Origin of the sequence: Paenibacillus sp. MZ04-78.2, assembly GCF_024213375.1 — a bacterium.
Lineage (GTDB): Bacteria > Bacillota > Bacilli > Paenibacillales > NBRC-103111 > Paenibacillus_G.
In genome coordinates this window covers 118,188-142,274 of the sequence record NZ_JANAVJ010000012.1, presented here as the reverse complement: position 1 = coordinate 142,274, position 24,087 = coordinate 118,188, and the positions used below count along the sequence as shown (strand labels likewise).

General features: G+C 56.5%; 18 protein-coding genes and 1 other annotated feature. Of the genes, 17 read left to right on the top strand and 1 reads right to left on the bottom strand.

What is annotated here, in order from left to right; translation table 11 throughout:
• Positions 1 to 652 precede the first annotated feature (652 nt).
• The 10 genes from hemA (at position 653) to hemL (ending at position 12,203) form a co-directional block, all read left to right on the top strand.
• Positions 653 to 2,056 (top strand): glutamyl-tRNA reductase, encoded by a 1,404-nt coding sequence (gene hemA, locus NLX71_RS11935; RefSeq protein ID WP_254363867.1) that lies wholly within the window; start codon positions 653 to 655, stop codon positions 2,054 to 2,056.
• 15 nt (positions 2,057 to 2,071) lie between these two features.
• Positions 2,072 to 2,896: a cytochrome c biogenesis protein CcsA gene (ccsA, locus tag NLX71_RS11930; protein ID WP_254363860.1), complete on the top strand. Its 825-nt coding sequence runs from the start codon at positions 2,072 to 2,074 to the stop codon at positions 2,894 to 2,896.
• A gap of 13 nt (positions 2,897 to 2,909) precedes the next feature.
• Positions 2,910 to 3,671, top strand: a complete 762-nt coding sequence (locus tag NLX71_RS11925) for a precorrin-2 dehydrogenase/sirohydrochlorin ferrochelatase family protein (protein WP_309248938.1) — start codon at positions 2,910 to 2,912, stop codon at positions 3,669 to 3,671.
• 69 nt (positions 3,672 to 3,740) lie between these two features.
• Positions 3,741 to 4,676: a hydroxymethylbilane synthase gene (gene hemC / locus NLX71_RS11920; RefSeq protein ID WP_254363859.1), complete on the top strand. Its 936-nt coding sequence runs from the start codon at positions 3,741 to 3,743 to the stop codon at positions 4,674 to 4,676.
• Between the two features lie 13 nt (positions 4,677 to 4,689).
• Positions 4,690 to 6,225, top strand: coding sequence for a uroporphyrinogen-III C-methyltransferase (gene cobA, locus NLX71_RS11915; protein WP_254363858.1), 1,536 nt, complete (start codon positions 4,690 to 4,692; stop codon positions 6,223 to 6,225).
• Positions 6,226 to 6,228: 3 nt separating this feature from the next.
• A complete protein-coding gene (gene hemB / locus NLX71_RS11910; RefSeq protein ID WP_254363857.1) occupies positions 6,229 to 7,221 on the top strand; it encodes a porphobilinogen synthase in 993 nt (330 codons plus the stop codon).
• 197 nt (positions 7,222 to 7,418) lie between these two features.
• Positions 7,419 to 8,492, top strand: a complete 1,074-nt coding sequence (gene hemE, locus NLX71_RS11905) for a uroporphyrinogen decarboxylase (protein ID WP_254363856.1) — start codon at positions 7,419 to 7,421, stop codon at positions 8,490 to 8,492.
• A 1-nt stretch (position 8,493) separates the two neighbouring features.
• Positions 8,494 to 9,435 carry a ferrochelatase gene (gene hemH, locus NLX71_RS11900; protein ID WP_254363855.1) on the top strand — a complete coding sequence of 314 codons (942 nt, stop codon included), beginning with the start codon at positions 8,494 to 8,496 and terminating at the stop codon, positions 9,433 to 9,435.
• Between the two features lie 4 nt (positions 9,436 to 9,439).
• Positions 9,440 to 10,885 (top strand): protoporphyrinogen oxidase, encoded by a 1,446-nt coding sequence (gene hemG / locus NLX71_RS11895; RefSeq protein WP_254363854.1) that lies wholly within the window; start codon positions 9,440 to 9,442, stop codon positions 10,883 to 10,885.
• Between the two features lie 16 nt (positions 10,886 to 10,901).
• Complete coding sequence (gene hemL, locus NLX71_RS11890) at positions 10,902 to 12,203, top strand: glutamate-1-semialdehyde 2,1-aminomutase (protein WP_254363853.1); 1,302 nt, start codon at positions 10,902 to 10,904, stop codon at positions 12,201 to 12,203.
• 83 nt (positions 12,204 to 12,286) lie between these two features.
• Here hemL and NLX71_RS11885 read toward each other — a convergent pair whose 3' ends face one another.
• Entirely contained in the window at positions 12,287 to 13,936 is a 1,650-nt protein-coding gene (locus NLX71_RS11885) for a phosphodiester glycosidase family protein (RefSeq protein WP_254363852.1), read from the bottom strand.
• A 217-nt stretch (positions 13,937 to 14,153) separates the two neighbouring features.
• Between NLX71_RS11885 and NLX71_RS11880 the strand changes: the two genes are divergently transcribed.
• The 7 genes from NLX71_RS11880 (at position 14,154) to NLX71_RS11850 (ending at position 24,043) form a co-directional block, all read left to right on the top strand.
• Positions 14,154 to 14,321, top strand: coding sequence for a hypothetical protein (locus NLX71_RS11880; protein WP_254363851.1), 168 nt, complete (start codon positions 14,154 to 14,156; stop codon positions 14,319 to 14,321).
• Positions 14,318 to 15,190 carry an RluA family pseudouridine synthase gene (locus NLX71_RS11875; protein WP_254363850.1) on the top strand — a complete coding sequence of 291 codons (873 nt, stop codon included), beginning with the start codon at positions 14,318 to 14,320 and terminating at the stop codon, positions 15,188 to 15,190. Before NLX71_RS11880 ends, NLX71_RS11875 begins: the two co-directional genes overlap by 4 nt.
• A 151-nt stretch (positions 15,191 to 15,341) precedes the next feature.
• Positions 15,342 to 16,664 carry a LysM peptidoglycan-binding domain-containing protein gene (locus NLX71_RS11870; protein ID WP_254363849.1) on the top strand — a complete coding sequence of 441 codons (1,323 nt, stop codon included), beginning with the start codon at positions 15,342 to 15,344 and terminating at the stop codon, positions 16,662 to 16,664.
• Between the two features lie 120 nt (positions 16,665 to 16,784).
• Positions 16,785 to 17,037: a binding site (T-box leader), on the top strand.
• 101 nt (positions 17,038 to 17,138) lie between these two features.
• A complete protein-coding gene (locus NLX71_RS11865; protein ID WP_254363848.1) occupies positions 17,139 to 19,808 on the top strand; it encodes a valine--tRNA ligase in 2,670 nt (889 codons plus the stop codon).
• A gap of 6 nt (positions 19,809 to 19,814) precedes the next feature.
• Positions 19,815 to 21,194 (top strand): bifunctional folylpolyglutamate synthase/dihydrofolate synthase, encoded by a 1,380-nt coding sequence (locus NLX71_RS11860; RefSeq protein ID WP_254363847.1) that lies wholly within the window; start codon positions 19,815 to 19,817, stop codon positions 21,192 to 21,194.
• An 8-nt stretch (positions 21,195 to 21,202) separates the two neighbouring features.
• Entirely contained in the window at positions 21,203 to 22,582 is a 1,380-nt protein-coding gene (gene murC / locus NLX71_RS11855; protein WP_254363846.1) for a UDP-N-acetylmuramate--L-alanine ligase, read from the top strand.
• A 156-nt stretch (positions 22,583 to 22,738) separates the two neighbouring features.
• Positions 22,739 to 24,043, top strand: coding sequence for a hypothetical protein (locus tag NLX71_RS11850; RefSeq protein ID WP_254363845.1), 1,305 nt, complete (start codon positions 22,739 to 22,741; stop codon positions 24,041 to 24,043).
• Positions 24,044 to 24,087: the final 44 nt, after the last annotated feature.

Here is a 24,087-nt window from a genome sequence, read left to right as displayed (position 1 = left end):
GCCGTAAAGACTAAGTTCGACGCGGCACCATTTTCATCCTTCTGATGGTGCCGCGCCAGCGGCATGGATGTCTATTTAGTCTAGCATCAGTGAGCGTGATTTAAATCACAGCCTGCTTGAGTCAGGCGTGATAGGATGTTGAGGAAAGTTAGGGAATGATTGATGTTCTCGCAGAATGTGACGGTTGTGGGATAAGGGGTTCGCCGCTCGCTCCCACCGAAGCGTGTGGGAGTCGAGCCCATCGCAGTGAAGCGTGTTCAGGAGAGGCTAGCTTCCCATGGGAAGCTAGCCTCTCCTGAACAGACGCGATCCCTGCACTACAGCAGCTCTTATGCGCGTCTCTGCGTCTCCCACGTTCTTTACCCGTTCCCGCACGCTGTTAAGCGTATCCTTGTGTTAACCGGCCCCTCTCCATAAGAGAGGGGCCGGTTAACACAAGGAGGAAAAGCGCTCACTCCACCAACTGCGCATCGAAGCTCGGGGGTCCAGGGGGCAAGCCCCCTGGGGTCCCCCTTACGAAGGGGGATTTAGGGGGATGGAGCCCCCCCTCCATGTAATAAAACTTTCAAAATTATTGTCGCAAAAACTCGGACTTGTTCCACATGGTGTGATATAATAAACTGACTTTACGAGGAGGAGGCAGGTGAACCAGATGCATATCGTCGTGGCGGGTTTAAATTATCGCACAGCACCGGTGTCCATCAGAGAAAAATTTGCATTCGCCGAAGGGGATTTGCCGCTGGCGCTGAAGGAGCTCAAGGAAACAAAGAGCGTCATGGAGTGCGTCGTCGTGGGCACCTGCAACCGGACGGAATTGTACGTGGCGGTCGACCGCCAGCCCTGTGCTCATTATTTGCGGGGCTTTATCGAAAAATGGTTCGGCGTACCGCGCGGAGAGTTTCAGGAGCATTTATACGTTTACGAGAATGAGAAGGCGATCGAGCATTTATTCCGCGTAACGAGCGGTCTCGATTCCATGGTCATTGGCGAGACGCAAATTTTGGGACAGGTTCGGGACGCGTTCCTGCTGGCTCAGCACGAGAAGACGACCGGCGTTTTGTTCAACACGTTGTTCAAGCAAGCCGTAACGATGGCTAAGCGCGCCCATTTCGAGACCGGCATCGGGGAAAATCCGGTATCTGTCAGCTATGCGGCCGTCGAACTGGGCAAACGTATTTTCGGCAGCTATGCGCATAAGAAAGTGCTGATTATCGGCGCAGGTAAAATGAGCGAGTTGACTGTGAAGCACCTGTACGCGAACGGAGCCGACAAAGTGATCGTCGTGAACCGGACGCTCAGCCGGGCGCAAGAGCTGGCGGACAAGTTCCGGGGCGTGGCAGGTACGATGGACCGGCTGCTGGCGCACTTGGAAGAAGCCGACATCGTGATCAGCTCTACCGGAGCGGTCGGTTATGTGCTGACGGCCGAGCAGGTATCCTGTATTTTGCAGCGGCGCCGCTCGCGACCGCTGTTCATGATTGATATCGCGGTTCCGAGAGACCTTGATCCGCGGCTTGGCGAGATGCCGAACGTCTTTTTATACGATATCGACAATCTTCAATCGCTCGTAAACTCTCATTTGGAAGAGAGGCGTAAGGCTGCGGTGCAGATTGAGAAAATGATCCGCGAGGAAATGGCGGCCTTCGAGCAGTGGACGAAAACGCTGGGCGTCAGCCCCGTTATTCAAGCGCTGCAGACCAAAGCGGCCACGATTCACGAGGAAACGATGGACAGCTTGATGAAGAAGCTGCCGGAGTTGGACGAACACGAATTGAAAGTCATTCGCAAATTAACGAAAAGCATCGTCAATCAGATGCTGCGCGATCCCATTGTCCGCATTAAAGAAATGGCTGCCGAGCGTCACGGGGATGACGCGCTGGACATGTTCACGAAAATTTTTGCTTTGGAAGAGCCTTTGGCTGAGCAAAAACGGGTGGAGCAGGCGGTACGGAAGCAGGAGGCGGAGGCGGCGCAGGATCGGATCAAGGAAGAACTGCTATCCAAAGTGCGGGCCGCGGCGCCTGCAGAAGCGCTTGACGTTCTGGCCAAAGCTTGACCGGAAAGGAACAGCATGGTCACTCAAACCTGGTTGTACGATGTCATTTTATATATTTATGCCCTGAGCCTCCTGTTTTACTTCTCGGACTTTGTCGGTCCGAACCGAAGCGCAAAGCGGATGGGGACAGGGTTGCTTTCTTTTGTATGGCTACTACAAACCGCCTATTTAATCTACAGTTTGATCACGCACGTTAAGCTGTCGGCGTTTTCCATGTTCGAAACGCTTTTTATTTTATCTTGGCTGCTTGTGACCGTTTCACTGATTGTGAACCGCTTTTTCCGGATCGAGCTGTTTGTGTTTTTGGTAAACGTGTTCGGATTCGCGACGTTTGCGCTTAATGTCTTCAGCCGGCCGGGACTGGCGCCGACCTTGGCGCATTGGAACATTAACGACGAACTGCTGTTTATCCATATTACGCTGGCGATTTCCGGCTATGTCGCATTCGTCGTATCCGCCATTTTTTCCGGCATGTACTTGTTCCTGCACCGCAAGCTGAAGGAAAAGCAGTGGTCGCAGCAGATGCTGCGTCTGCCGAGCTTGGAAAATACGGACCGCTATGCCTTTGTTTCCGTCGTCATCGGCGCTCCGCTATTGCTGCTTACGCTGTCGCTTGGGATCGTCTGGATCGCGCTTGAGGGCGATTTCATGTTGTTTTTCGATCCGAAGGTGCTGAATTCGTGGTTTGTGTTGTTGGCTTATATTTTTTATTTGTTTCAACGGCTCGTGATGAAATCGGCAGGCAACCGGCTGGCGTTGTGGAATTTGGCCGCGTTCGTCATTACGCTGCTCAACTTTTTGTTGGCTAACCAATATTCGAACTTCCACCAATGGTCTTGAGGGGGCGTAGGACATGACGAAAGCTGGCGAAGGAAGGCTCCCGGGGCCGTCCCCCGGCGTTAAATCCTACTATCCCGCTATGCTCGATCTTGAAGGGCGGCCATGCGCCGTTATCGGCGGCGGCCGGGTGGCGGAGCGCAAGGCACGAGCGCTCCTGGAAGCGGGGGCTCGCGTCACCGTCGTGAGCCCCGTTTTTACGCCGCAGCTGGAAGCGTGGGCAGCCTCGGGCGCGGTGCGCGCGCTGCGCGCGCGGTACGCGCCCGGGCTGCCCGCGCTGGCCGAGGCGCGGCTGGTGTTCGCGGCCACCGACGATACGTCGGTGAACGCGCAGGTATGCGCCGAGGCCGAGGCGCTCGGCAAGTTCGTGAACGCGGCCGACGACGGGGCCGGCGGCGGTTTTCTCGTCCCGGCCGCGGTCCGGCGGGGACGGTTGACGCTCGCGGTGTCCACCGCAGGCGCAAGCCCGGGGTTGGCCGCGGCGCTGCGCCGCAGGCTGGAGGAAGCGTTCGGCGAAGAGTATGCGCCGTACGTAGAGCTGCTTCATGAGCTGCGCGGCATCATACAGCAAGCCGTCCCGGAAACGGGCAAGCGGCAGGCGCTGTTTCGCGGCATGCTGGAGTGGGAGCTGCTGCCGCTGCTGCGAAGCGGCCGGACGGACCCGGCGGAGCTGCGCGCCGAGTTGGCGCGCAGGGTGCTGCAAGATCCGACGCCGCGAGGTATGGAAGCGATCGGCGACTGGTTGCGTGTAGATGCGCGGCAATTGGGATATGAATGAGAACAGTGGTACATAGCGAATACAGCACTTCCGACTTTGCACGGAGAAGATAAGGGGTTGACTTCACGCATGCGCACCATTGTAGTAGGCACCAGACAAAGCGCGCTTGCTTTGACGCAAACCGGTCAGGTGATCGATCACCTGCGCGAGCTTTGCAAGCGGCACGGCATCGAAGCCGAATTCGAGCTGAAAAAAATCGTCACCAAGGGTGACCGGATTTTGGACGTCACGCTTTCGAAAGTCGGCGGCAAGGGCTTGTTTGTCAAAGAAATCGAACAGGCGCTGCTCGACGGTGAAGTGGATCTTGCGGTACACAGCATGAAGGATATGCCCTTCGAACTGCCCGAAGGACTTGTGGTCGGCGCCGTTCCTCTGCGGGAAGATCCGCGCGACTGCTTGATCACGCAGGACGGCCGCGGGCTCGACGACTTGCCTCAGGGCGCCAAGGTCGGAACCAGCAGCCTGCGCCGGGCTTCCCAACTGCAGCATTACCGTCCCGACTTGCAGATTGAGTCGATCCGCGGCAATATCGACTCGCGGCTGCGCAAGCTGGAAACGGAAGGCTTCGATGCCATCCTGCTCGCCGCCGCCGGACTGCATCGGATCGGTTGGCAGGACCGCATCAGCGCTTACTTGCCGCCGGAGCTGTGCCTGCCGGCGGTCGGACAAGGCGCATTATGCATCGAATGCCGCGGCGATAACGAGTTTGTACTCGACCTGTTGTCCAAGTACAAGCACGAACCGACGGCGGTTGCCGTTGCCGCGGAGCGCAGCTTCCTGGGCCGATTGAACGGCGGCTGCCAAGTGCCGATCGGCGCTCATGCGCATTTGACGGAAGGAAGCGGCCCGTCTATTGTACTGACCGGTATGGTCGGATCGCCGGACGGCAAACGGGTGCTGAAAGAGACGATGACCGGAGACGATCCGCAGCAATTGGGTTTGCAATTGGCGGAAGCTTTGATAACGAAAGGTGCTGCCGAACTGCTTGCATTAGCTGAAGAATAGGGGAGAAGCGGTTGTGAACAAGGGTGTCGTTTATCTTGTCGGTGCCGGACCGGGCGATCCGAAGCTGATTACGCTGAGAGGCTTGGAGGCGATTCAGCGGGCCGACGTAGTTGTCTATGACCGGCTGGCCAGCCCCCGTCTGCTCAAACATATGAAAGCCGGGGCGGAGAAAATTTTTGTCGGCAAACTGCCGGACAAGCATATGATGAAGCAGGAAGAGATCAGCCGCCTGCTCGTCGATTTGGCGCTGCAGGGCAAAACGGTGACCCGGCTTAAGGGCGGAGATCCGAGCGTATTCGGTCGCGTAGGCGAAGAAGCGGAGCTTCTCGCGGAGCATGGAATCCGCTTCGAGATTGTGCCCGGCATCACGTCCGCAATCGCCGTCCCCGCTTATGCGGGCATCCCGGTGACGCACCGCGATTTTACTTCGTCTTTTTCGATCGTAACCGGTCATGAATATAAGAATAAAACGTACTCCCAAGTGAATTGGAATAACTTGGCGCAAGCCTCCGGCACGTTGATTTTTTTGATGGGGGTCGCCAATCTGGAGCAGATCTGCACAGAGCTGATCCGCGGAGGGAAATCGCCGCAAACGCCGGTTGCCCTGATCCGGTGGGGTACTTGGATGGAACAGGAGACGCTAACGGGTACGTTAACGGACATTGTCGACAAGGTAAAAGCGGCAGGCTTCCAATCGCCGGCTGTCACCATAGTCGGCGAAGTGGTCAAGCTGCGCGACAAGCTGGCTTGGTTCGAAACCAAGCCGTTGTTCGGTCGTCGTATTCTGGTTACCCGTGCGCGCAGTCAGGCGAGCGAGCTGTCCTCGCAAATCGACGAGCTTGGCGGGGAAGCCATGGAATTTCCGGTGATCCGCACCCGGCCGCCTTCCCGTCCGGAAGCGCAAGCGGCGCGGGACGAAGCGTTGAAACGGCTATCCACCTTTGATTGGGTCCTGTTCACGAGCGCGAACGGCGTCGAATTTTTTATGGAGCGGCTGCGGGAGTTGCGGCTCGACATTCGGGCGTTGGGGAATGCCCGGCTGGCGGCGGTCGGTCCGAAAACGGCGGCTGCCTTGGCGCAGTACGGATTGCTCGCGGAGGTCGTCCCTTCAGAATTCGACGGGGACGCCTTGCTGGACGCCATTGCCCCCGAGCTGCGCCCGGGGCAGAACGCGCTGCTTGCGACGGCGGATATCGCTAGAACTTATTTGCCCGAACAAATGCGGGAGCGCGGCTTAAACGTAACCAAAATCGATATCTACGAAACGGTGCTGGATACCGAGGGCGGCTCCGAGATCATTGAGCTGCTGAAGCAAAATATGCTGCACATCGTTACTTTTACCAGCTCCTCGACGGTTACGAATCTGCTGCGCGCGCTGCAGGAGCTTGGCGAGACGGAACCGCTCAAGCTGCTGCAAGGGTGTAAGATTGCTTGTATCGGTCCGAGAACGGCATCTACCGCGCAGGAAGCGGGACTGAAGGTCGATTATTTGGCCAAGGAAGCGACCGTTGCTTCCTTGGTCCGGTGCTTATACGAGAAGGAGGAGTAAACCATGAGTTTTCCACTTGTACGAAACCGGCGTTTGCGCGGCTCGGCTGCGATTCGGAATTTGGTACGGGAACATACTGTTACGCTCCACGACTTGCTCTATCCGATTTTTGTGACGCACGGAACGAACGTTAAGGAAGAAATCCGCTCGATGCCGGGCGTCTACCATTTCTCGCTCGACCGGCTTGAAGAGGAAATCCGCGAAATCGTCGAGCTGGGCATACCGGCCATTGTGCTCTTCGGCGTTCCACACGAGAAAGACGCGCATGCCAGCTCGGCCTACGATCCGAACGGTATCGTTCAACAAGCGTCGCGCTTAATCAAGACATGGGCTCCGGAGCTGCTTATTGTTGCCGATACCTGCTTATGCCAGTTCATGGACCACGGCCACTGCGGCGTCGTTCATTACGACGAGGCGAAAGGGCGCGCGGAAGTGCTGAACGACGCGTCGCTGGAGCTGCTGGTCAAAACGGCGGTTTCACAGGCGGGAGCCGGCGCCGACATTATCGCGCCGTCGAACATGATGGACGGCTTCGTCTATGCGATCCGTCAAGGGCTTGACGAAGCGGGCTACGAGCAGGTGCCGATCATGTCGTATTCGGTGAAGTACGCCTCGTCGTTCTACGGTCCGTTCCGCGAAGCGGCGCATTCCACGCCACAGTTCGGCGACCGCAAAACGTATCAAATGGACCCGGCCAATGTGCGGGAAGCGCTGCGTGAGGCGGAATCCGACGTGGCCGAAGGCGCGGACATGCTGATGGTCAAGCCGGCCCTAGCCTATATGGACGTCATCCGCGAGCTCCGCGACCATTTTAACCTGCCGCTTGTAGCGTATAATGTCAGCGGGGAATATTCCATGATTAAGGCTGCCGCCCTACAGGGCTGGGTCGACGAGAAGTCGATCGTTCTGGAGACGATGACCGGCTTTAAGCGGGCCGGAGCCGACATGATCATTACTTATTTTGCCAAAGATATCGCTCGCTGGCTTCGGAATTAGACTGCCGCCACGATACGTGATTATGATGAAGAGACCGTTTCGTTATCCGGCATTTTTCCCGGAGCGAAGCGGTCTTTTGCATAGCGGCACTGTCAAACTTTTGTCGGAAACTGTAGCCTGACACACGTTGTTACCTCGTTTCAAATAGGGCATAATGGGAAGTAGACTATGGGAGTTTACGGAAAAGAGGATGCACCATGAGTTATAGCGATACGTTTATTCGCGCCTGTCGCAAACAGCCTGTCGAGACGCTGCCCGTATGGTATATGCGTCAAGCCGGCCGTTACGACCCCGAATACCGGAAAATTAAAGAGAAATACAGCTTACTGGAAATTTGCAAGCAGCCGGAGCTGGCGGCGGAGGTTACTTTGATGCCGGTCAAAAAACTCGGTGTGGATGCGGCGATTTTATATTCGGACATTATGAATCCGGTCGCTTCCATTGGCATTGATTTTGATATCGTGAAAAATGTCGGTCCGGTCATTGACAATCCGATCCGTTCGGCAGCGGACGTGAATAAGCTGAAGCCGATCCAGGTGGAGCAGGATTTGTCGCATATTTTGCGGACGATTGAGATTTTGGCGGCCGAGCTGAAGGTGCCGCTGATTACGTTCGCCGGTGCGCCGTTTACAATCGCAAGCTACCTGATCGAAGGCAGGCCGTCCAAAAGCTATATCCACACGAAAGGCTTAATGTACGGGGAGCCGGAGGTATGGTTCAAGCTGATGGATAAGCTTGGCGATATGGTGATTGCTTATCTGAAAGCGCAGATTGCCTCAGGGGCGAAAGCGGTGCAGCTTTTCGACAGTTGGGTCGGCGCGTTGTCTCCCGTTGATTTCAAAACGTACGTTCTGCCGACGATCCGCCGTATTTTCGCGGAACTGAAGCATTTGGAGCAGCCGAAAATATATTTCCCGGGCGTCAGCTCCGGTGAATTGCTGCCTTACCTGCAAGGTATCGACGCCGATGTCATCGGTCTCGATTGGCGTGTGCCGATCTCGGAGGGCCGTAAAAGAGTAGGCTCGTTCTATGCGGTGCAGGGCAATCTCGATCCGTACGTGTTGACCGCTCCGATGTCCGTTATTCAGGCGCAAGCCAAAGCGATTATTGACGAGGGCATCCGGGAACCGGGCTATATTTTCAATCTGGGTCACGGACTGTTCCCGGAAGCGTCGCTGGAGAAGCTGAAAGAACTGACGGATTTCATTCACGACTATTCTCGTCAAGCTCTGAAGGCGCAAGGCTCGACGAAACAGGAAAGCGGTGTATAGCATGAGCGTTGCGCAGCCAAAACGGATCGGGGTTCTGGTGATGTCTTACGGAACGCCGGAAAGCCTCGATCAAGTGGAAGCTTATTATACGCATATTCGTCGCGGGAATCCTCCGACTCCGAAGCAGCTCAAGGATTTGACGGATCGCTACGAAGCGATTGTGGGAGGCTTTTTCCCGCTGCGGGAAAATACGGATAAACAGGTGCAAGCGTTGGAAGCCCGGCTGAACGAGAACCCGGACACGACGTTCGTATGCTATCAAGGGCTGAAGCACGCGTCCCCGTTCATTGAGGACGGCGTGGAGCGGATGGTTCAGGATGGGATAACGGAAGCCGTTGGCGTCGTGCTGGCGCCGCATTATTCGGTTATGAGCGTGGGCGGCTACATCAAGCGCGCGCAAGAAAAGGCGGATTCGCTTGGGCTTTCGATGCGTTTTGTGAAAAGCTATCATCTTCATCCGGAACTGATCGAAGCGCTCGAACAGCGGGTGGAGGAAGGCTTGGGCCGGTTCGAGGGCGTGGCGAAGGACGATGTCAAAGTGATTTTTACGGCGCACAGCCTGCCTGAGAAAATTCTTGAAATGAAAGACCCGTATCCCGATCAACTGCTGGAAACGTCCAAAGCGATAGCCGAGCGATGCGGTATTACCCATTGGCAGTTCGGATGGCAGAGCGCCGGACAGACCGGCGTGCCTTGGCTTGGGCCCGATATTCTCGACGTCCTGCACACCGTGAAGCAAGAGGAGCAGGCAGGGCATGTGCTGATTTGTCCGATCGGTTTTGTATCCGATCATCTGGAAGTGCTGTACGATCTCGATATTGAAGCGCAAAAGACGGCACGGGAGCTTGGACTGCGGCTGGAACGCACCCGCTCGCTGAATACCGATCCGCTGTATATGGAAACGTTGAGCGCCGTCGTCTATGCGCAGACCGAGAGGGATTGATACGATGGAGGAGAACCGAAGTCCGAAGCATGTGGTTATTATTGGCAGCGGGATCACGGGCTTGAGCGCCGCTTTTTATTTAAAGCAAAGCATCGGGACATCCGCTGCACCGTTGAAAATTACCATCATGGAAAAGGGCGATTCGTTCGGAGGCAAAATTCAAACGCTTAAGCGCGACGGATTCGTCATTGAGAAGGGGCCGGATTCGTTTCTGGCCCGCAAGCTTCCGATGGTCGAGCTGACCCGCGAATTAGGTTTGGAGGATCAATTGACCGGCATGAACCCGGACTCCCGGAAAACGTATATTTTGTCCGGTGGCAAGCTGCACCGGATGCCTCCCGGCCTGATGCTCGGCATACCGACCCAAATGGGACCGTTCATGCGTACGGGATTGTTGTCGTTGGGAGGCAAGCTCAGGGCTGCGATGGATTTAGTGCTGCCGAAACGGACATCGCCCGAGGACGAATCGCTGGGGCATTTCCTGGAGCGCAGGCTGGGTGTGGAAGTGCTCGGTCAGATTGCCGAGCCGCTGCTGGCGGGCATTTATGCCGGCAATACGTACAATTTGAGCTTGCGGGCGACCTTCCCGCAATTTCATGCGATTGAGCAGAAGCATCGCAGCTTGATCCTCGGTATGATGAAGAACCGCAAGACAGGCGGCGAAGAAAGCCGTACGCTTCCCGAGGTGGCGCGCAACACGATGTTTCTTTCCTATAAGGAAGGGCTTGAAACGATCGTTCACGGCTTAATCGATGCGCTCGACAACGTACGGTTCGTCAAGCAGTGCGAAGTGGCCCGGATCGAGCGGACCGACGACGGATACCGTGTCATCAGCGAAGACGATTCGGTAGAGGAAGCGGACGGGGTTATCGTCGCGCTGCCGGCTCACGGCATCTCCAAGCTGCTCGGCTCGTCGGTCCCGGAGGTCAAGGAGCTGGACCGGATCGAGTACGTGTCGGTCGCCAACGTAATTCTCGCTTTTGACGAGAAAGAGCTCGGGCGCGAGCTCGACGGTTCGGGCTTCCTCGTCCCGAGACGGGAAGGGCGATTCATTACCGCATGTACGTGGACGTCCAAAAAGTGGCTGCACACCGCGCCGAGCGGCAAAGTGCTGCTGCGCTGCTATATCGGACGTTCCGGCGACGAACGTTGGCAGCACATGTCGGAGGATGAGATCATCCGTGCGGTGCGGCACGATTTGAAGGAAGTTATGGGGATTTCGGCGGAGCCTTTGTTTACGGAAATGACGAAGCTGATGCATTCCATGCCTCAGTATCCGGTAGGTCATCTGGACCTTGTTCGCGGAGTACGGCAGCGTTTGGCGGACAAAATGCCGGGCGTGCTGATTACCGGAGGCGCGTTTCATGGCGTCGGACTGCCGGACTGCATTCGTCAAGGCAAGGAAGCGGCCAAGGAAATGACGGAGCGGCTGCAGTTATCCTCAAAATAGGTTAGGAGTGGAATGGATGAACGATCAGCGAAAACGTTCCGATGCGCGTTCGGCGCGGGCGTTCGAGGAAGCGAAGCAAGTCATTCCGGGCGGGGTCAACAGTCCGGTTCGCGCGTTTAAATCGGTTGGATTGACGCCTTTGTATATGCATAAAGGGAGCGGCTCGCACGTCTTTGATATCGACGGCAACGAATTTATCGATTACATTGGCTCATGGGGCCCGCTCATTATGGGACATGCCCACCCGGAGGTCGTCGAAGCGATAAAACGGACCGCGGAGCTCGGTACGAGCTTCGGCGCACCGACGGAGCTGGAAACCGAGATGGCGAAGCTGGTGATCGAAAGAATGCCATCCATCGAGCTGGTGCGGATGGTCAGCTCCGGGACGGAAGCAACGATGAGCGCGCTCAGGCTTGCACGTGGCTATACCGGAAGGAGTAAAATTCTGAAATTCGAAGGATGTTACCACGGTCATGCCGACTCGCTGCTGATCAAAGCGGGTTCCGGGGTTGCCACCCTTGGACTGCCGGATAGCCCTGGCGTACCTGAAAGCGTAGCGGCCAACACGATTACGGTGCCATACAACGATCTGGATTCGGTACGTACGGCTTTTGAACATTTCGGCGAAGACATTGCCGCCGTTATTGTGGAGCCGGTCGCCGGAAATATGGGCGTCGTGCCGCCGCTTCCCGGTTTCTTGGAAGGATTGCGGGAGACCACGTCTTCCTACGGCAGTTTGCTGATCTTTGACGAGGTCATGACCGGCTTCCGCGTAGGCTTGAACAGTGCGCAAGGACGGTTTGGCATTACGCCGGATCTTACCTGTCTGGGTAAAGTGATCGGTGGGGGGCTGCCGGTTGGGGCATACGGAGGCAGACGGGAGATTATGGAGCGGATTGCCCCGTCAGGCCCGATTTATCAGGCTGGAACGTTATCCGGGAATCCGTTGGCGATGGCTGCGGGGTATACGACGCTTAAGCTGCTGGGAGCACCCGGCGTTTATGAAGAGCTGGAACGCAAGTCCGCCCGTCTGGAAGCAGGAATGCTTCAAAATGCCCGGGAGCTGGGCGTTCCGATCACGATCAACCGGATCGGTTCTATGGTTTGCCCGTTCTTTACCGATCAACAGGTGACCAATTACGAAACTGCCAAACAATCGGATTTGAGCAAGTTCAACCGGTATTTTGGCTTGTTGCTCGACTACGGCGTCAGCATTCCGCCTTCCCAGTTCGAAGGCATGTTCGTTTCCGCGGCGCACTCCGACGAAGATATCGAGACGACGATTGAGGCGCATTACCAAGCGCTCAAGCAGTTATAATATAAAAACGGACGGCACGTCCACTCCCGAAGGAGGGGAACGTGCCGTCCGTTTGTTATGTTGCTACAGATTTTTGTAAACGATCATGGCGTTTTGGCCGGCGGTTCAGTTGTACCCGAACCCGATTGGTCCGGCGTTTGCGTTTGATATTGCTGGCGGGTTGGCGTCGGCGTTGCAGCCGGCGCATTCGTCTCAGCCGATTTCTCGGTCGTCTTGGCCGGTGTGCCACTTCCGGTCCCCGTAGAACCGTTCCTGCTTCCTCCCGACGACGACCCATTACCGGTTCCGCTTTGGCCGGAAGCGCCGTCGTTCGGCGTTGCCGACCCGTTGCCTGTGCCCGTCGGCGCCGTATTACCCTGTCCACCGGACGGTTTGTCTGGATCTGCCGTTTCCGCACCTGACCCGTTGCTTCCTGTGCCGGTAACACCGGGCTTTTTGGTACTCGGCTCCTTGGTTGCATTGCCGCCGGGTTTCGCGCTCTCGCCTTTTTCCGTACTTGTCTTGCTCTTTTCGTTCGTTTCCGATTTATTTGCAGAAGGCTTGTTTGTTTCCGGTCTTGTTTCGGTTTTCGTCTTTGTCTTTTCCGTATCCGCCTTGATAGCCGGTGTCAGATTTTGCTGCTGCTTGCCCCGCTTTTCAGCCTGCTCGCGCAGGAAGTCGGGGTGGTCGTAAGAGCCGCCCGCATCGATCTTGTCGATGCCGTCCCAGACGCGGTCCGCTTGCACCGACGTCGGATCGTCGTAGACGAGGAATGCGTTAGGCAATCTGCGCTCGCCGTAACGGCTCGATGGCTTGGTAAGGAGCTCCCCGTCGACAACGAGCTCGGACGAAGCGCCTCCGTCCAGGTTGCCTGCATTGATGCAGCCTTCTTCCAGCAAAAGGTCCTGCACTTCCTTAAGCGTCGCGCCTACGCTATGCGCCTGCCGTCCGTCGATGACGATGAATATGACGGTGCCGTCCGCTTTTTGTCCGACCACCGTTCGGGGTCCGCGGCCCCAGCCGCCGTCGCCGCTTGTGATCAGCGGCTTGCCGTTGGCGATCAGACGCGGATGGAACGAGACGGCGTCCGATATGCCCATTTTGAGCAGTTCGTTAATATTGTATTTTCCGATGACGAGAATCCCTTCCTTCGTAAAGCCGACGATGTGCTGCGGAATGCTGCCTTCCTGATCCGTATAAATGACCTCTCCCCCGGAGATAATGGCGCCGAACGCCGCAAAGCCGTTCCCGAGACCTTCCGGATCGTCGAAACCGCCGCCATTGACGCCGGCCACGGCCCCTGTCCGCTTGACCATCGCGGTGATTCTTTCACCTTCTCCGGACTTGGGAGGCGTCATGACACGGATCGTCTTGGGATCAAAGACGTACATTTTTTTGCCCACCCAAAACTTTCCTGAAATATCTTCGACCTTAATCAGCTCATCGATGGAACGGGCTTTCGCCTGATGATTGCGAATTTTGATCAAGCTGTTGTTCTGCTTTTCCCGCGCGGCTTCCTCGTTGAAGTCCTGCAATCGCTTGACCATCAAATCCCGCTGCTCCGCACCGACGAAAATCCATGCCCAGCTCCGGTGCTGCGTCGTAATGACCGTTTCCGCGAGCCATTCCCTGATCGTGCCTCCCGACGGGGTCAGAAATAAAAAGCTGGATGTCAAAAAAGTCAGCACCGTGAAATAAAACAGCACTTTTTTCCAACTGCTCCATTGTCGTATTTTTCGCAGAGTACTGCTCAATGTTTTAACCTCTCCCATGCGTAAATTAAGGCATTTCGTGTCGAATTTTTTTGTTTTTTTCCTATGCTATTCTATCATATGAAAAGAACATATGAAAAGAAGATATAACAACATTCGCTGGATTGGAAGATCCTGCGAAATTGGCATTGTAGCCGCTTTGCGTTCGCCGTGAAGGATTGATAGAATGACCATAAGCTATACATTGGAGGAAGCGCTCATGTTAAATCGATACAGCCTGTTCGGTACTACGCTCGAATTGATCGTTGTGGCGGGCGTGTTTTTTATTTTGTTTGCAGGAATTGTTCTGACGGCATGGCTGCAATGGGGACGCCGGAAGAAGCGGGCGGCATCCGCAGCGGGCCAATCCGAGAGGCGGCTGCCATGACCGCATGGCGTCGCAAAGGCCAGTGGCTGGAATGGACGGCGAGCGCCGAGCCTTCGACTTTAGAGGAAGTAAAGGCATTTCTGCCGGATGCGATCGACGAGCGGACGCTGAAGAAGCTCCGGAGCACCTCGGGCGTCGAAATTCAGGGACGCCGTATTTTGCTGCGGCTGTTCCCCGAGGAATCGCCGCAATATATGCCGGAATGGACGGGGATAGAAGTACTGTTCGAAGACGACTTTTGCCTCGTGGCGGATAAGCCAGCCGGGATGAAGGTGCATCCGACCGGGGAATCGGAGGGCGGAACGCTGCTCCATGCGGTTGGCTGGCATCTGGAGTCGACGGGACAGTCATGCCGGCCCCGGCACATTCACCGGCTCGACGAAGATACGACCGGCCCGGTGCTGATGGCCAAGTGTCCATGGGCCCAGGTCCGATTGGACGAAGCGATGCGGGAGAAAAAAGTCGAGCGGACCTATGTGGCACTGGTACACGGGCGTCTCCGGCCGGGTCGCGGCCGTGTGGATGCGCCTATCGGCAGGGACCGGCATCACGCGACGCGCCGTCGCGTCTCTCCCGGGGGCGAGCGGGCCGTTACCCATTACGAGGTCGTGGAGTCTTATCGTTCCGCGACGCTTGTGCGGCTCCGGCTCGAAACCGGACGAACGCATCAAATCCGCGTTCATCTAAGCCATCTGGGGCATCCGCTGATCGGCGACACGCTGTACGGCGGACGGCGCGAGGGCATGGAGAGACAGGCGCTGCACGGCAAGCGGCTGACGTTTCCCCATCCGTGGAGCGGCGAAAGCATCGAAGTGCGGTCCCCGTGGCCCCCGGACTTTACTGCGCTGAATGAGCGATTGAAAAAATAGTAGTCATGCTCCTTCCCCTGAAGCCATATAAATTGTAGAGACGAAGGCATAGGGCCATCTTTCTTTTTATGGTTATATCAGAATTTCGAACTCGCCGGAGCCGATGCGGGATTCTGTGGAAAAGGCAGGAATTACGGAGGGAGGATTTACATTGACGACGCAGCATAACGGATTACGCTTCGACATTTACGAGCGCGTGCATTTGTCCGAAGGGGCGATCGGCATTCAAGACTTGGAGGGAGTGGAGCTTGTTCCCCATATTCAGGTCATTCCGCAAGGGGACCAAGCCCTGCTTCGCGGCAATCTGTTTTTGATCGGGACCTTTATCGATGAGTTGGGCCGCAGCGATCAGACGTTGGAGCATCTGATACCGGTAGAGATTACGCTGCCGATGAACCGGGTTCAACGGATGGAGGACATTGCCGTTGAAATCGAAAACTTTGACGTCGATCTGCTGTCATCCCGCAGCTTGAACATTACGGGAGTGCTGTCGCTCGCCGGTCTGGAGCTCGTGTCGGATGCGGAACAGGAGGCTTGGCGGGAAAACGAAGTGGTGTTCGTTCACGAAGCTCGCGACCCGCATACGGTTACTCTTGCGGAGGCGACGGATGAGGCATTCGGGGACGTTTCCGGCTTTTTCGATTCGGCGGACCAAGCTTCGGCTGGAACGGAATCTTGGGAGCTGCGAAGCGAGAAGGTGGAGCCGACGAGCAAGCTGCCTGCAGGGCCGCAGGCGCAGAGCGTACCGCAGCCTGCCCCGAATGTGCTTCAAGCGGCCCAGCAGAACGTACCGCAGCCTGCGCCAAATGTGTTTCAAGCGGCCCAGCAAAACGTGCCGCAGCCTGCGCCGAACATGTTCCAGGCAGCACAGCAAAACGTGCCGCAGCCAACGCCGAACATGTTCCAGGCGGCCCAGCAGAACGTACCCCAGCCTGCACCGAATGTGCCACAGCCTATGTCGAATGTAAATCCAGCTCCGCTATCCGTACAAGAGACGGCAAAAGGTCCGGAGACTTTCAAGCCGCAGGAAGCGCAAAAATCAAAAGAAGCCCCGACCGCCCAATCCTTCGGTGATCTTCACCCGACCGCGGCGCCGGATAAAGACCTGAAGGTAGGCGTCGGCAGCAAAAAAACACCCGAGCCGCCTACGGCGCCCGCACCGCTTTACAAATCGTTCGGGCTGTCCAACTTGTTTAACATCGACTCTTCCAAAAAGGAAAAGCGTGATCCGGAAGAAGCGTTTGGGGAAGAGTCGGAGTCCATGGCGGAGAAGGTGGAATGGAAAAACCTGCTGCTTACTTCCAAAGGCGAAGAGCATGGATTCAAAAGACTCCGGCTGTGCATCGTGCAAAAGGAAGAGACACTGGAGTCCATCGCTAAGCGCTACGATCTGAACCCTCGCGAAATCGCGCTTTACAACCGCCTCGGAGACCATGAAGTATCCGAAGGGCAGATCGTGTATATCCCGAAATGAAGCTTTTTTTTACAAAAATCCCCTCGACCGAGCTGAAACAGGCTTGACCGGGGGGGTTTTTGGTTATACTTGTATTGACTCTGTCCTGACTATTGTTTATCATAGTACGCATAGATGCAAGCAAAAACGCGGAAAGGGAATAGTAGACAGCGAACCCTTCAGAGAGCGGAGCCGGCAAGAGCTGGAAGGTTCCGCAGGACGTACCTGTCGAAGTCGCCCCGGAGTTGTCGAATTGAAAGCGGAAGCTCTAGATTCGGCCGGTCACAGCCGTTATCTGTTCAAGTGCCGCACGGATGAAGGGAAGCCTCCAGCTTCTCGGAGCACGGGCGGAATAAAGGTGGTACCACGGAAGCGAGAGCCTTTCGTCCTTTGCGGCGGAAGGCTTTTATTCGTTTGTCGCCATTTCTCCGATGGTACGGTAAACCTGAAAATTCAAAACAAACCACAATGATGTGTACTTGGAGGTTGCAGTGTATGGAAGAAACCAAACAAGCGGCGCCGGAAATGGCTATGCCGACAACCTACGATCCGAAGGAAGCCGAGAAAAAGTGGTACGACTACTGGCTCAAGGGACAATACTTTAAAGCGGGGCAGCGTCAGGATGCGAAGCCATACACGATGGTTATCCCGCCGCCGAACGTTACCGGTATGCTGCATATCGGTCATGCGCTCGATTTTACGCTCCAGGATATTATGGCGCGGACCAAACGGATGCAGGGCTACAACGCCTTGTGGCTGCCTGGCTCCGACCATGCGGGCATCGCGACGCAGACGAAGGTGGAGCAGAAGCTCCGCGAGGAAGGCGTGACGCGGTACGATCTCGGCCGCGAGAAGTTTTTGGAAAAGGTATGGGAGTGGAAGGAGCATTACGCCGGGACGATCCGCGAGCAGTGGGCCAAAATGGGCTTCTCGCTCGACTATTCCCGCGAACGGTTCACGCTGGACGAAGGGCTGTCCAAGGCGGTCCGCGAAGTGTTTGTCCGCTTGTACGAAAAAGGGCTGATCTACCGGGGCAAATATATCATCAACTGGGACCCGGCTGCCCGCACGGCGCTTTCCGACATCGAAGTCGAATACAAAGAGGTGCAGGGCGCGCTGTATCATTTGAAATATCCGGTGAAGGACAGCGATGAATTCATCGTTGTGGCGACCACCCGTCCGGAGACGATGCTCGGCGATACGGCCGTCGCGGTCCATCCCAAGGATGAGCGCTACAAGCACCTGATTGGCAAAACGCTTGTGCTTCCGATCATCGGCCGCGAAATTCCGATCGTCGGCGACGAATATGTCGAGAAGGATTTCGGCAGCGGCGCGGTCAAAATTACCCCGGCGCACGACCCGAACGACTTCGAGGTGGGCAGACGCCACGATCTTCCGCAGGTGCTTGTGATGGACGAATCCGGCAAAATGAACGAAAATGCCGGCAAGTATCAGGGCATGGATCGCTTCGACTGCCGCAAGCAGATTGTGGCGGATATGAAGGAGCTCGGCGTACTGATCAAAATCGAGGAACACGTGCATCAGGTCGGCCACAGCGAGCGCAGCGGCGCCGTCGTGGAGCCGTATTTGTCCACGCAGTGGTTTGTTAAAATGAAGCCGCTCGCTGAGCGCGCAATCGAAGCGCAAAAGTCGGGCCAAGGCGCGAACTTCGTACCGGACCGCTTCGAAAAAATTTATTTGCATTGGATCGAAAACGTACGCGACTGGTGCATTTCCCGACAGCTGTGGTGGGGACACCGGATTCCGGCTTGGTACTGCGGCGATTGCGGCGAAGTCATCGTCTCCCGCGAGGACACTACCGTATGTCCGCATTGCGGCGGCTCGCATCTGACTCAGGACAACGACGTGCTGGATACCTGGTTCAGCTCCGCGCTGTGGCCGTTCTCCACGCTTGGCTGGCCGGAACAGACGGAAGATTTGAAGCGTTATTATCCGACCAGTCTGCTCGTAACCGGCTACGATATTATTTATTTCTGGGTCGCGCGGATGATTTTCAGCGGGCTCGAATTTACGGAGCAAATTCCGTTCAAAGACGTGCTCATTCACGGGCTCGTCCGCGACGCGGAAGGGCGCAAAATGTCCAAGTCGCTCGGCAACGGCGTCGATCCGCTTGAAGTGATCGAAAAGTACGGCGCCGACGCCATGAGGTTCATGATTTCGACCGGCTCCACGCCGGGACAGGATCTCCGCTTCCGGTGGGAAAAAGTCGAGCAGGCGCGTAACTTTGCCAATAAAATTTGGAACGCATCGCGCTTCGTCCTGATGAACCTGGGCGATTTCAAAGCGTCGGATATCAATCTGAGCGGCGAGCTCGGTACGGCTGACCGTTGGATTTTGCACCGCTTGAACGAAACCGTCCGCGAAGTGACCCGACTGATCGATGCGTATGAATTCGGCGAAACCGGACGACTGTTGTACAATTTCATTTGGGACGATCTGTGCGACTGGTACATCGAATTCAGCAAGCTGTCCTTGTACGGCAGCGACGAAGCGGCGAAGAAAACGACGAAATCCGTTCTGGCCTACGTGCTGGATCGCACGCAGCGCTTGATTCACCCGTTCATGCCGTTTATCAGCGAGGAAATCTGGCAGCATCTGCCGCATGAAGGCGAGACGATTACGCTCGCGGCCTGGCCGACCTTTGAGGCGCGTTTTGAAGCGGCGGACGCGGTGCGCGAGATGGAGCTGCTGATGGACATCATCCGGACGGTGCGCAATATTCGTGCGGAAGTGAACGTGCCAATGAGCAAAAAGGTCGAGCTGCTCGTGAAGCCAGCCGGCGAAGAGGCGCTGGCTATTCTGAAGTGCAACGAAGAATACGTGCGGCGTTTCTGCAACACGTCCGCGCTTTCCATCGAGCTTGAGCTCGCAACGCCGGACAAAGCGATGACAGGCATCGTAACCGGGGCGGAGCTGTTCTTGCCGCTTGCAGGGCTGATCGACATTTCCCAAGAAATAGCGCGTCTGGAAAAAGAGCTTGCTACGCTGCATGGCGAAGTGGACCGGATCGAGAAGAAGCTGGCCAACCAAGGCTTCGTTGCCAAAGCGCCGGCCAAAGTCATCGACGAGGAGAAAGCCAAGCTCGCCGATTATGCGGACAAACGGGATAAAGTGTCGGCCCGGCTGGCCGAACTGAGAGGATGAGGCATCATGAGCGAAGCACAGCTAAGCGTTAACGAAGGGCCGTTCCGGACGGCCCGGGAAGCGATCGACTGGGTTGTCCGGTTTATTCCTCTGGCGGGAATCAAGCCGGGGCTGGAACGGATGGAGCGGCTCATGGAGCTGCTCGACCATCCTCACCGGCGTCTCAAGTTTATTCATGTCGCCGGTACGAACGGCAAGGGATCGGTTTGCGCCTATTTGACCGAAGTGATCCGCACATGCGGCTACGACGTCGGGACGTTTACTTCTCCTTACATTGAAAGCTACAACGAGCGCATTCGGCTCAACGGGGTCAATATCCCGGACGAAGACCTGCTGAAGGTGATCAATAAAGTCAAGCCGATCGTCGATCAGGTTGCGGAGGAGTTTGGGCAGCCGTCGATGTTCGAGATCTCGACCGTGGTTGCGATCGAGTATTTTGCCCGCACCGCTTATCCCGACTTTGTCGTCTGGGAAACGGGGCTCGGCGGACGGCTGGATTCGACGAATATCGTGACGCCGCTTGTCTCCGTCATTACGAATATCGGTCATGACCATATGGAGTTTCTCGGCGATACGCTGGAGAAAATCGCGGCCGAGAAGGCGGCCATTATTAAGGCGGGCGTCCCGGTCGTCAGCGCCGTGGAGCAGCCGGAGGTCGTCCGGGTCGTCGAGGAAGCGGCGAAGGCCAAGAACAGCACGCTTTATTTGCTGGACCGGGAGTTCCGTTATGAAACGATCTCGACCAAGGAAAACGAGCAGACGTTCCGGTTTACCGGCACGTTCCGGGATCTTCCGGACGTCGCCATCTCCATGAACGGACCGCACCAGTTGAAAAACGCGGCGGTGGCGCTCATGACGCTTGAGGTGCTGCGGCAATATTATGCGCTGATCGTGGAAGATGAGGATTTGCTTCGTGCCATGAAAGCGGCGCAGTGGCCGGGGCGGCTGGAGATGGTATCGCAGGAGCCGCGTATTTTGATCGACGGCGCGCACAACCCCGAGGGGGCCGAGTCGCTTGCCGCTGCGCTGAAGGAAACGTATTCGTACAATAGGCTCCATTTTATGATGGGAATGTTGACGAATAAGAATCATACGGGCTATTTGAGGCATATACTACCAATAGTGGATACGCTTATCCTAACCGAGCCGAATTGGCTGAAAAAGACCGCTGCCGAGGATCTGGCCGGACTTGCCAAATCGCTTCTGGCGGAGTGCGGGAGGCACGACGTGGAAGTGATCGTGGAACCCGACTGGAAGACGGGGCTGGAGGAGCTTAAACGCTTGACGGCACAGGACGACCTGGCTGTCGTCTCCGGCACGTTATATCTAATAGGGGACGTCCGTTCCTGGATCAAGCATCAATCCGATTCTGAAAAAGGCTGGTGAACGCAGGCGTGAATACATCGGAGCATATCCATTTTATCGGCATCGGCGGGTACGGCATGAGTGCCATTGCCAAGGTGATGCTGGAAATGGGCTACCAAGTTTCGGGATCTGATTTGGCGCAGCAGGAGCTGACGGAGAAGCTTGCGGCCAAAGGGGCGCAAGTGTTCATCGGGCACAAGGCGCAAAATGTGAAAGGCGCGGACGTCGTCGTCTATTCCACGGCTTTGGCCAAGGATAATGTTGAAATGGTGGCGGCGGAGGAACTGAACATTCCGATTCTACACCGTTCGCAAATGCTGGCGAGACTGATGAACGCCAAACAAGGCATCGCGGTTGCGGGCGCGCACGGAAAGACGACTACGTCGTCGATGATTGCGCTCGTACTTGAGCGCTGCGGCTCGGACCCGACCTTCATTATCGGCGGGGAAATTATGAACGTGGGAAGCAACGCCAAGGCGGGCAAAGGCGATTGGGTCGTCGCGGAAGCGGACGAGAGCGACGGCTCGTTTTTGCAGTACCAGCCTGCCATCGCCTTGGTAAACAATATTGAAGCGGATCATCTGGAAAACTACGACGGCAATTTTGAAAATTTGAAAAAAGCCTATGCGAAGTTTTTGAGTCAGGTGAAAGAGGACGGCAAGGCCGTCGTTTGCTTGGACGACCAATACTTGAAAGAGATGATCTCCAGCGTGAATAGCGAGGTCCTCACGTATGCGATCGAAGCGGAAGCGGAATTTACGGCTCGGAACATCGTTCTTGGCGATCGTAAAGTATCGTTCGATGTCATGCGCGGCGGCGAGGCGCTCGGAACGATTCATCTGTCCGTACCGGGCAAGCACAACGTCTACAATGCGCTCGCTACGCTGATTACTTGCATGGAAGCGGGGCTATCCTTCGACCGGATCGCGGAAGCGATTACCGAGTTTCGGGGGGCCAAGCGGCGTTTCCAGGTGCTCGGAGAAGTCGACGATATTTTGGTGATCGACGACTACGCGCACCATCCGACCGAAATCGAAGCGACGATCCAGGCGGCCAAGGCGACCGGCAAACGGATTGTCGCCGTATTTCAGCCTCAGCGGTACACGAGGACGTACTTTTTGTTCGAGCAGTTCAGCCGCGCGTTTCCCGAGGCGGACGAAGTGATCATTACCGACATCTATTCGCCGGCGGGCGAGAAGCAGATCGAAGGCATCGATTCGGCGAGGCTCGTCGAGCTGATTCGTCAGAACAGCAATGCCAACGTGCGCTACGTCCCGACCAAGGAGCAGGTGCAGACCTATTTGCTGAAGTCGGTGCGCCCCGGAGACTTGGTGATTACGATGGGCGCGGGAGACATTTGGAAAGCGGCGGCCGGTCTTGCCGAGGCATTGACGGAACGCTTGGCTTAGCAGCAGGAAACGAAACCCCCGGAACGCCGTTTGAGCGGCGAGCCGGGTTTTTTTGCGTGGGACCGCGAAATGGCTGTCTGCGTTGACTGCGGTTCTATTTGCGGACCAATTCTCATAGTCTAGTAATACGAAAATGGACAAGGGAGAGTTGGCGCAATGAACAAGACCAAGATGACGGTTCGTTTCCACAAGGACGGGCAGCGGCAAGAACGGCAGGATACGGGGAGCGAGCCGCAGGTCATCCCCCTTCGAGCGGAAGAATATACCGTCGTGGAGCAGCCGTCTGACAAAAGCCGTGAGGAGTCGGACAAGCCGCCGGTAGAGACTGGAAAAATAAGAGGATCGATGTGGACCGGGCCTGCGCTTAACGAATACACGACCGATTTTGGCGGTTGGCAGAGCTCTTTTGAGACCGAGACGCACCGCGTGGAACAATTGATTCGCGAATCGGGCGGCGGCCGGTCGTTCGATCCGGAAACGGGTTACGTCGAGCGGCCGGTTTCGACCGGCGGCATGGAGCGAACGCACCGGCCTTATACACAGGAGGAATCGGCCTTTTTCAGGAGAACCCCAGGCAACGGCTCTTGGGTTCGCATTACCGCTTCCGTCGTCGGTGCGGTTGTGACGGGTGTCGCGTTCGGCTTTTTGGTCTTGTCGATGTTTTCGGTCGGTACGGACTCCGGCAAAACAACGTCTCCGGGCAGCACGACAACAGCCCAGCAAGGGACGAAGGGAGCCGGGGCCGGTGGGACGGCTTCCATAGGAGAGAAGGCCGGTAAAACGGGCAATGCGGATTCGGCAGCTCCGGCGAGCGGTTCTGCGATCGGCGTGGCGGTGCAGATCCCGGCGAAATCGTATGCCATTCTGCAAGGCGGGGTATTCAGCAGCGCACAGGGAGCAGAGGCCGCGGCTGCGGATTTTCGCAAGAAAGGACTGGCAGGAGCGGTAGATGGGGGAGACAAGCACCCCGTCTATGTGGGATTGGCCGGAACCCGGGACGAAGCCCTGGGGCTGTCGCAAGCCTATCAGCAAAAAAACATCGAGGTGATTGTCAAAACACTCGATTTGCCGGCAGTGACGAAAGTCAAATGGAACGGCAAGCAAGTGGATGTGTTTTCCAATTATATTGCGCAGGGGGATAAGCTTGTGAAGCTCATCGCGGCACAAACGATTGGACGTGCGGCCGACGCCAAGCCGGAAGCGCTTGACGATAAGGTGCTGCAGTCGATCAAGACGACGCATCAAAGCTGGTCCCAGACGGCTGCCACCGTCAGCGACGGTCTGGGCGAAGCCGGGAAGAAGGCGCTGCCCAAGATGAACAATTCCTTGAATACGGCCGTGGCGTCCCTTGAGGAATACAAGAAGAACCCTTCTCAGGCCTTCCTCTGGCAGGCGCAAACGGCTGCCATGCAATATATCGTGGCGGAGAAAGAATTGCTCAAGGCGGTCGCGGTTTCTTAACCGGCCGGCAGATTAATTCGCCGGCGGAGGCGTACGGGAAAGAG

What these genes read in the sequence shown, in the direction of transcription:
- hemA (WP_254363867.1), top strand. Translation starts at nt 653, where the DNA reads ATGCATATCGTCGTGGCGGGTTTAAATTATCGCACAGCACCGGTGTCC.
- ccsA (WP_254363860.1), top strand. Translation starts at nt 2,072, where the DNA reads ATGGTCACTCAAACCTGGTTGTACGATGTCATTTTATATATTTATGCC.
- NLX71_RS11925 (WP_309248938.1), top strand. Translation starts at nt 2,910, where the DNA reads ATGACGAAAGCTGGCGAAGGAAGGCTCCCGGGGCCGTCCCCCGGCGTT.
- hemC (WP_254363859.1), top strand. Translation starts at nt 3,741, where the DNA reads ATGCGCACCATTGTAGTAGGCACCAGACAAAGCGCGCTTGCTTTGACG.
- hemB (WP_254363857.1), top strand. Translation starts at nt 6,229, where the DNA reads ATGAGTTTTCCACTTGTACGAAACCGGCGTTTGCGCGGCTCGGCTGCG.
- hemE (WP_254363856.1), top strand. Translation starts at nt 7,419, where the DNA reads ATGAGTTATAGCGATACGTTTATTCGCGCCTGTCGCAAACAGCCTGTC.
- hemH (WP_254363855.1), top strand. Translation starts at nt 8,494, where the DNA reads ATGAGCGTTGCGCAGCCAAAACGGATCGGGGTTCTGGTGATGTCTTAC.
- hemG (WP_254363854.1), top strand. Translation starts at nt 9,440, where the DNA reads ATGGAGGAGAACCGAAGTCCGAAGCATGTGGTTATTATTGGCAGCGGG.
- hemL (WP_254363853.1), top strand. Translation starts at nt 10,902, where the DNA reads ATGAACGATCAGCGAAAACGTTCCGATGCGCGTTCGGCGCGGGCGTTC.
- NLX71_RS11880 (WP_254363851.1), top strand. Translation starts at nt 14,154, where the DNA reads ATGTTAAATCGATACAGCCTGTTCGGTACTACGCTCGAATTGATCGTT.
- NLX71_RS11875 (WP_254363850.1), top strand. Translation starts at nt 14,318, where the DNA reads ATGACCGCATGGCGTCGCAAAGGCCAGTGGCTGGAATGGACGGCGAGC.
- NLX71_RS11865 (WP_254363848.1), top strand. Translation starts at nt 17,139, where the DNA reads ATGGAAGAAACCAAACAAGCGGCGCCGGAAATGGCTATGCCGACAACC.
- NLX71_RS11860 (WP_254363847.1), top strand. Translation starts at nt 19,815, where the DNA reads ATGAGCGAAGCACAGCTAAGCGTTAACGAAGGGCCGTTCCGGACGGCC.
- NLX71_RS11850 (WP_254363845.1), top strand. Translation starts at nt 22,739, where the DNA reads ATGAACAAGACCAAGATGACGGTTCGTTTCCACAAGGACGGGCAGCGG.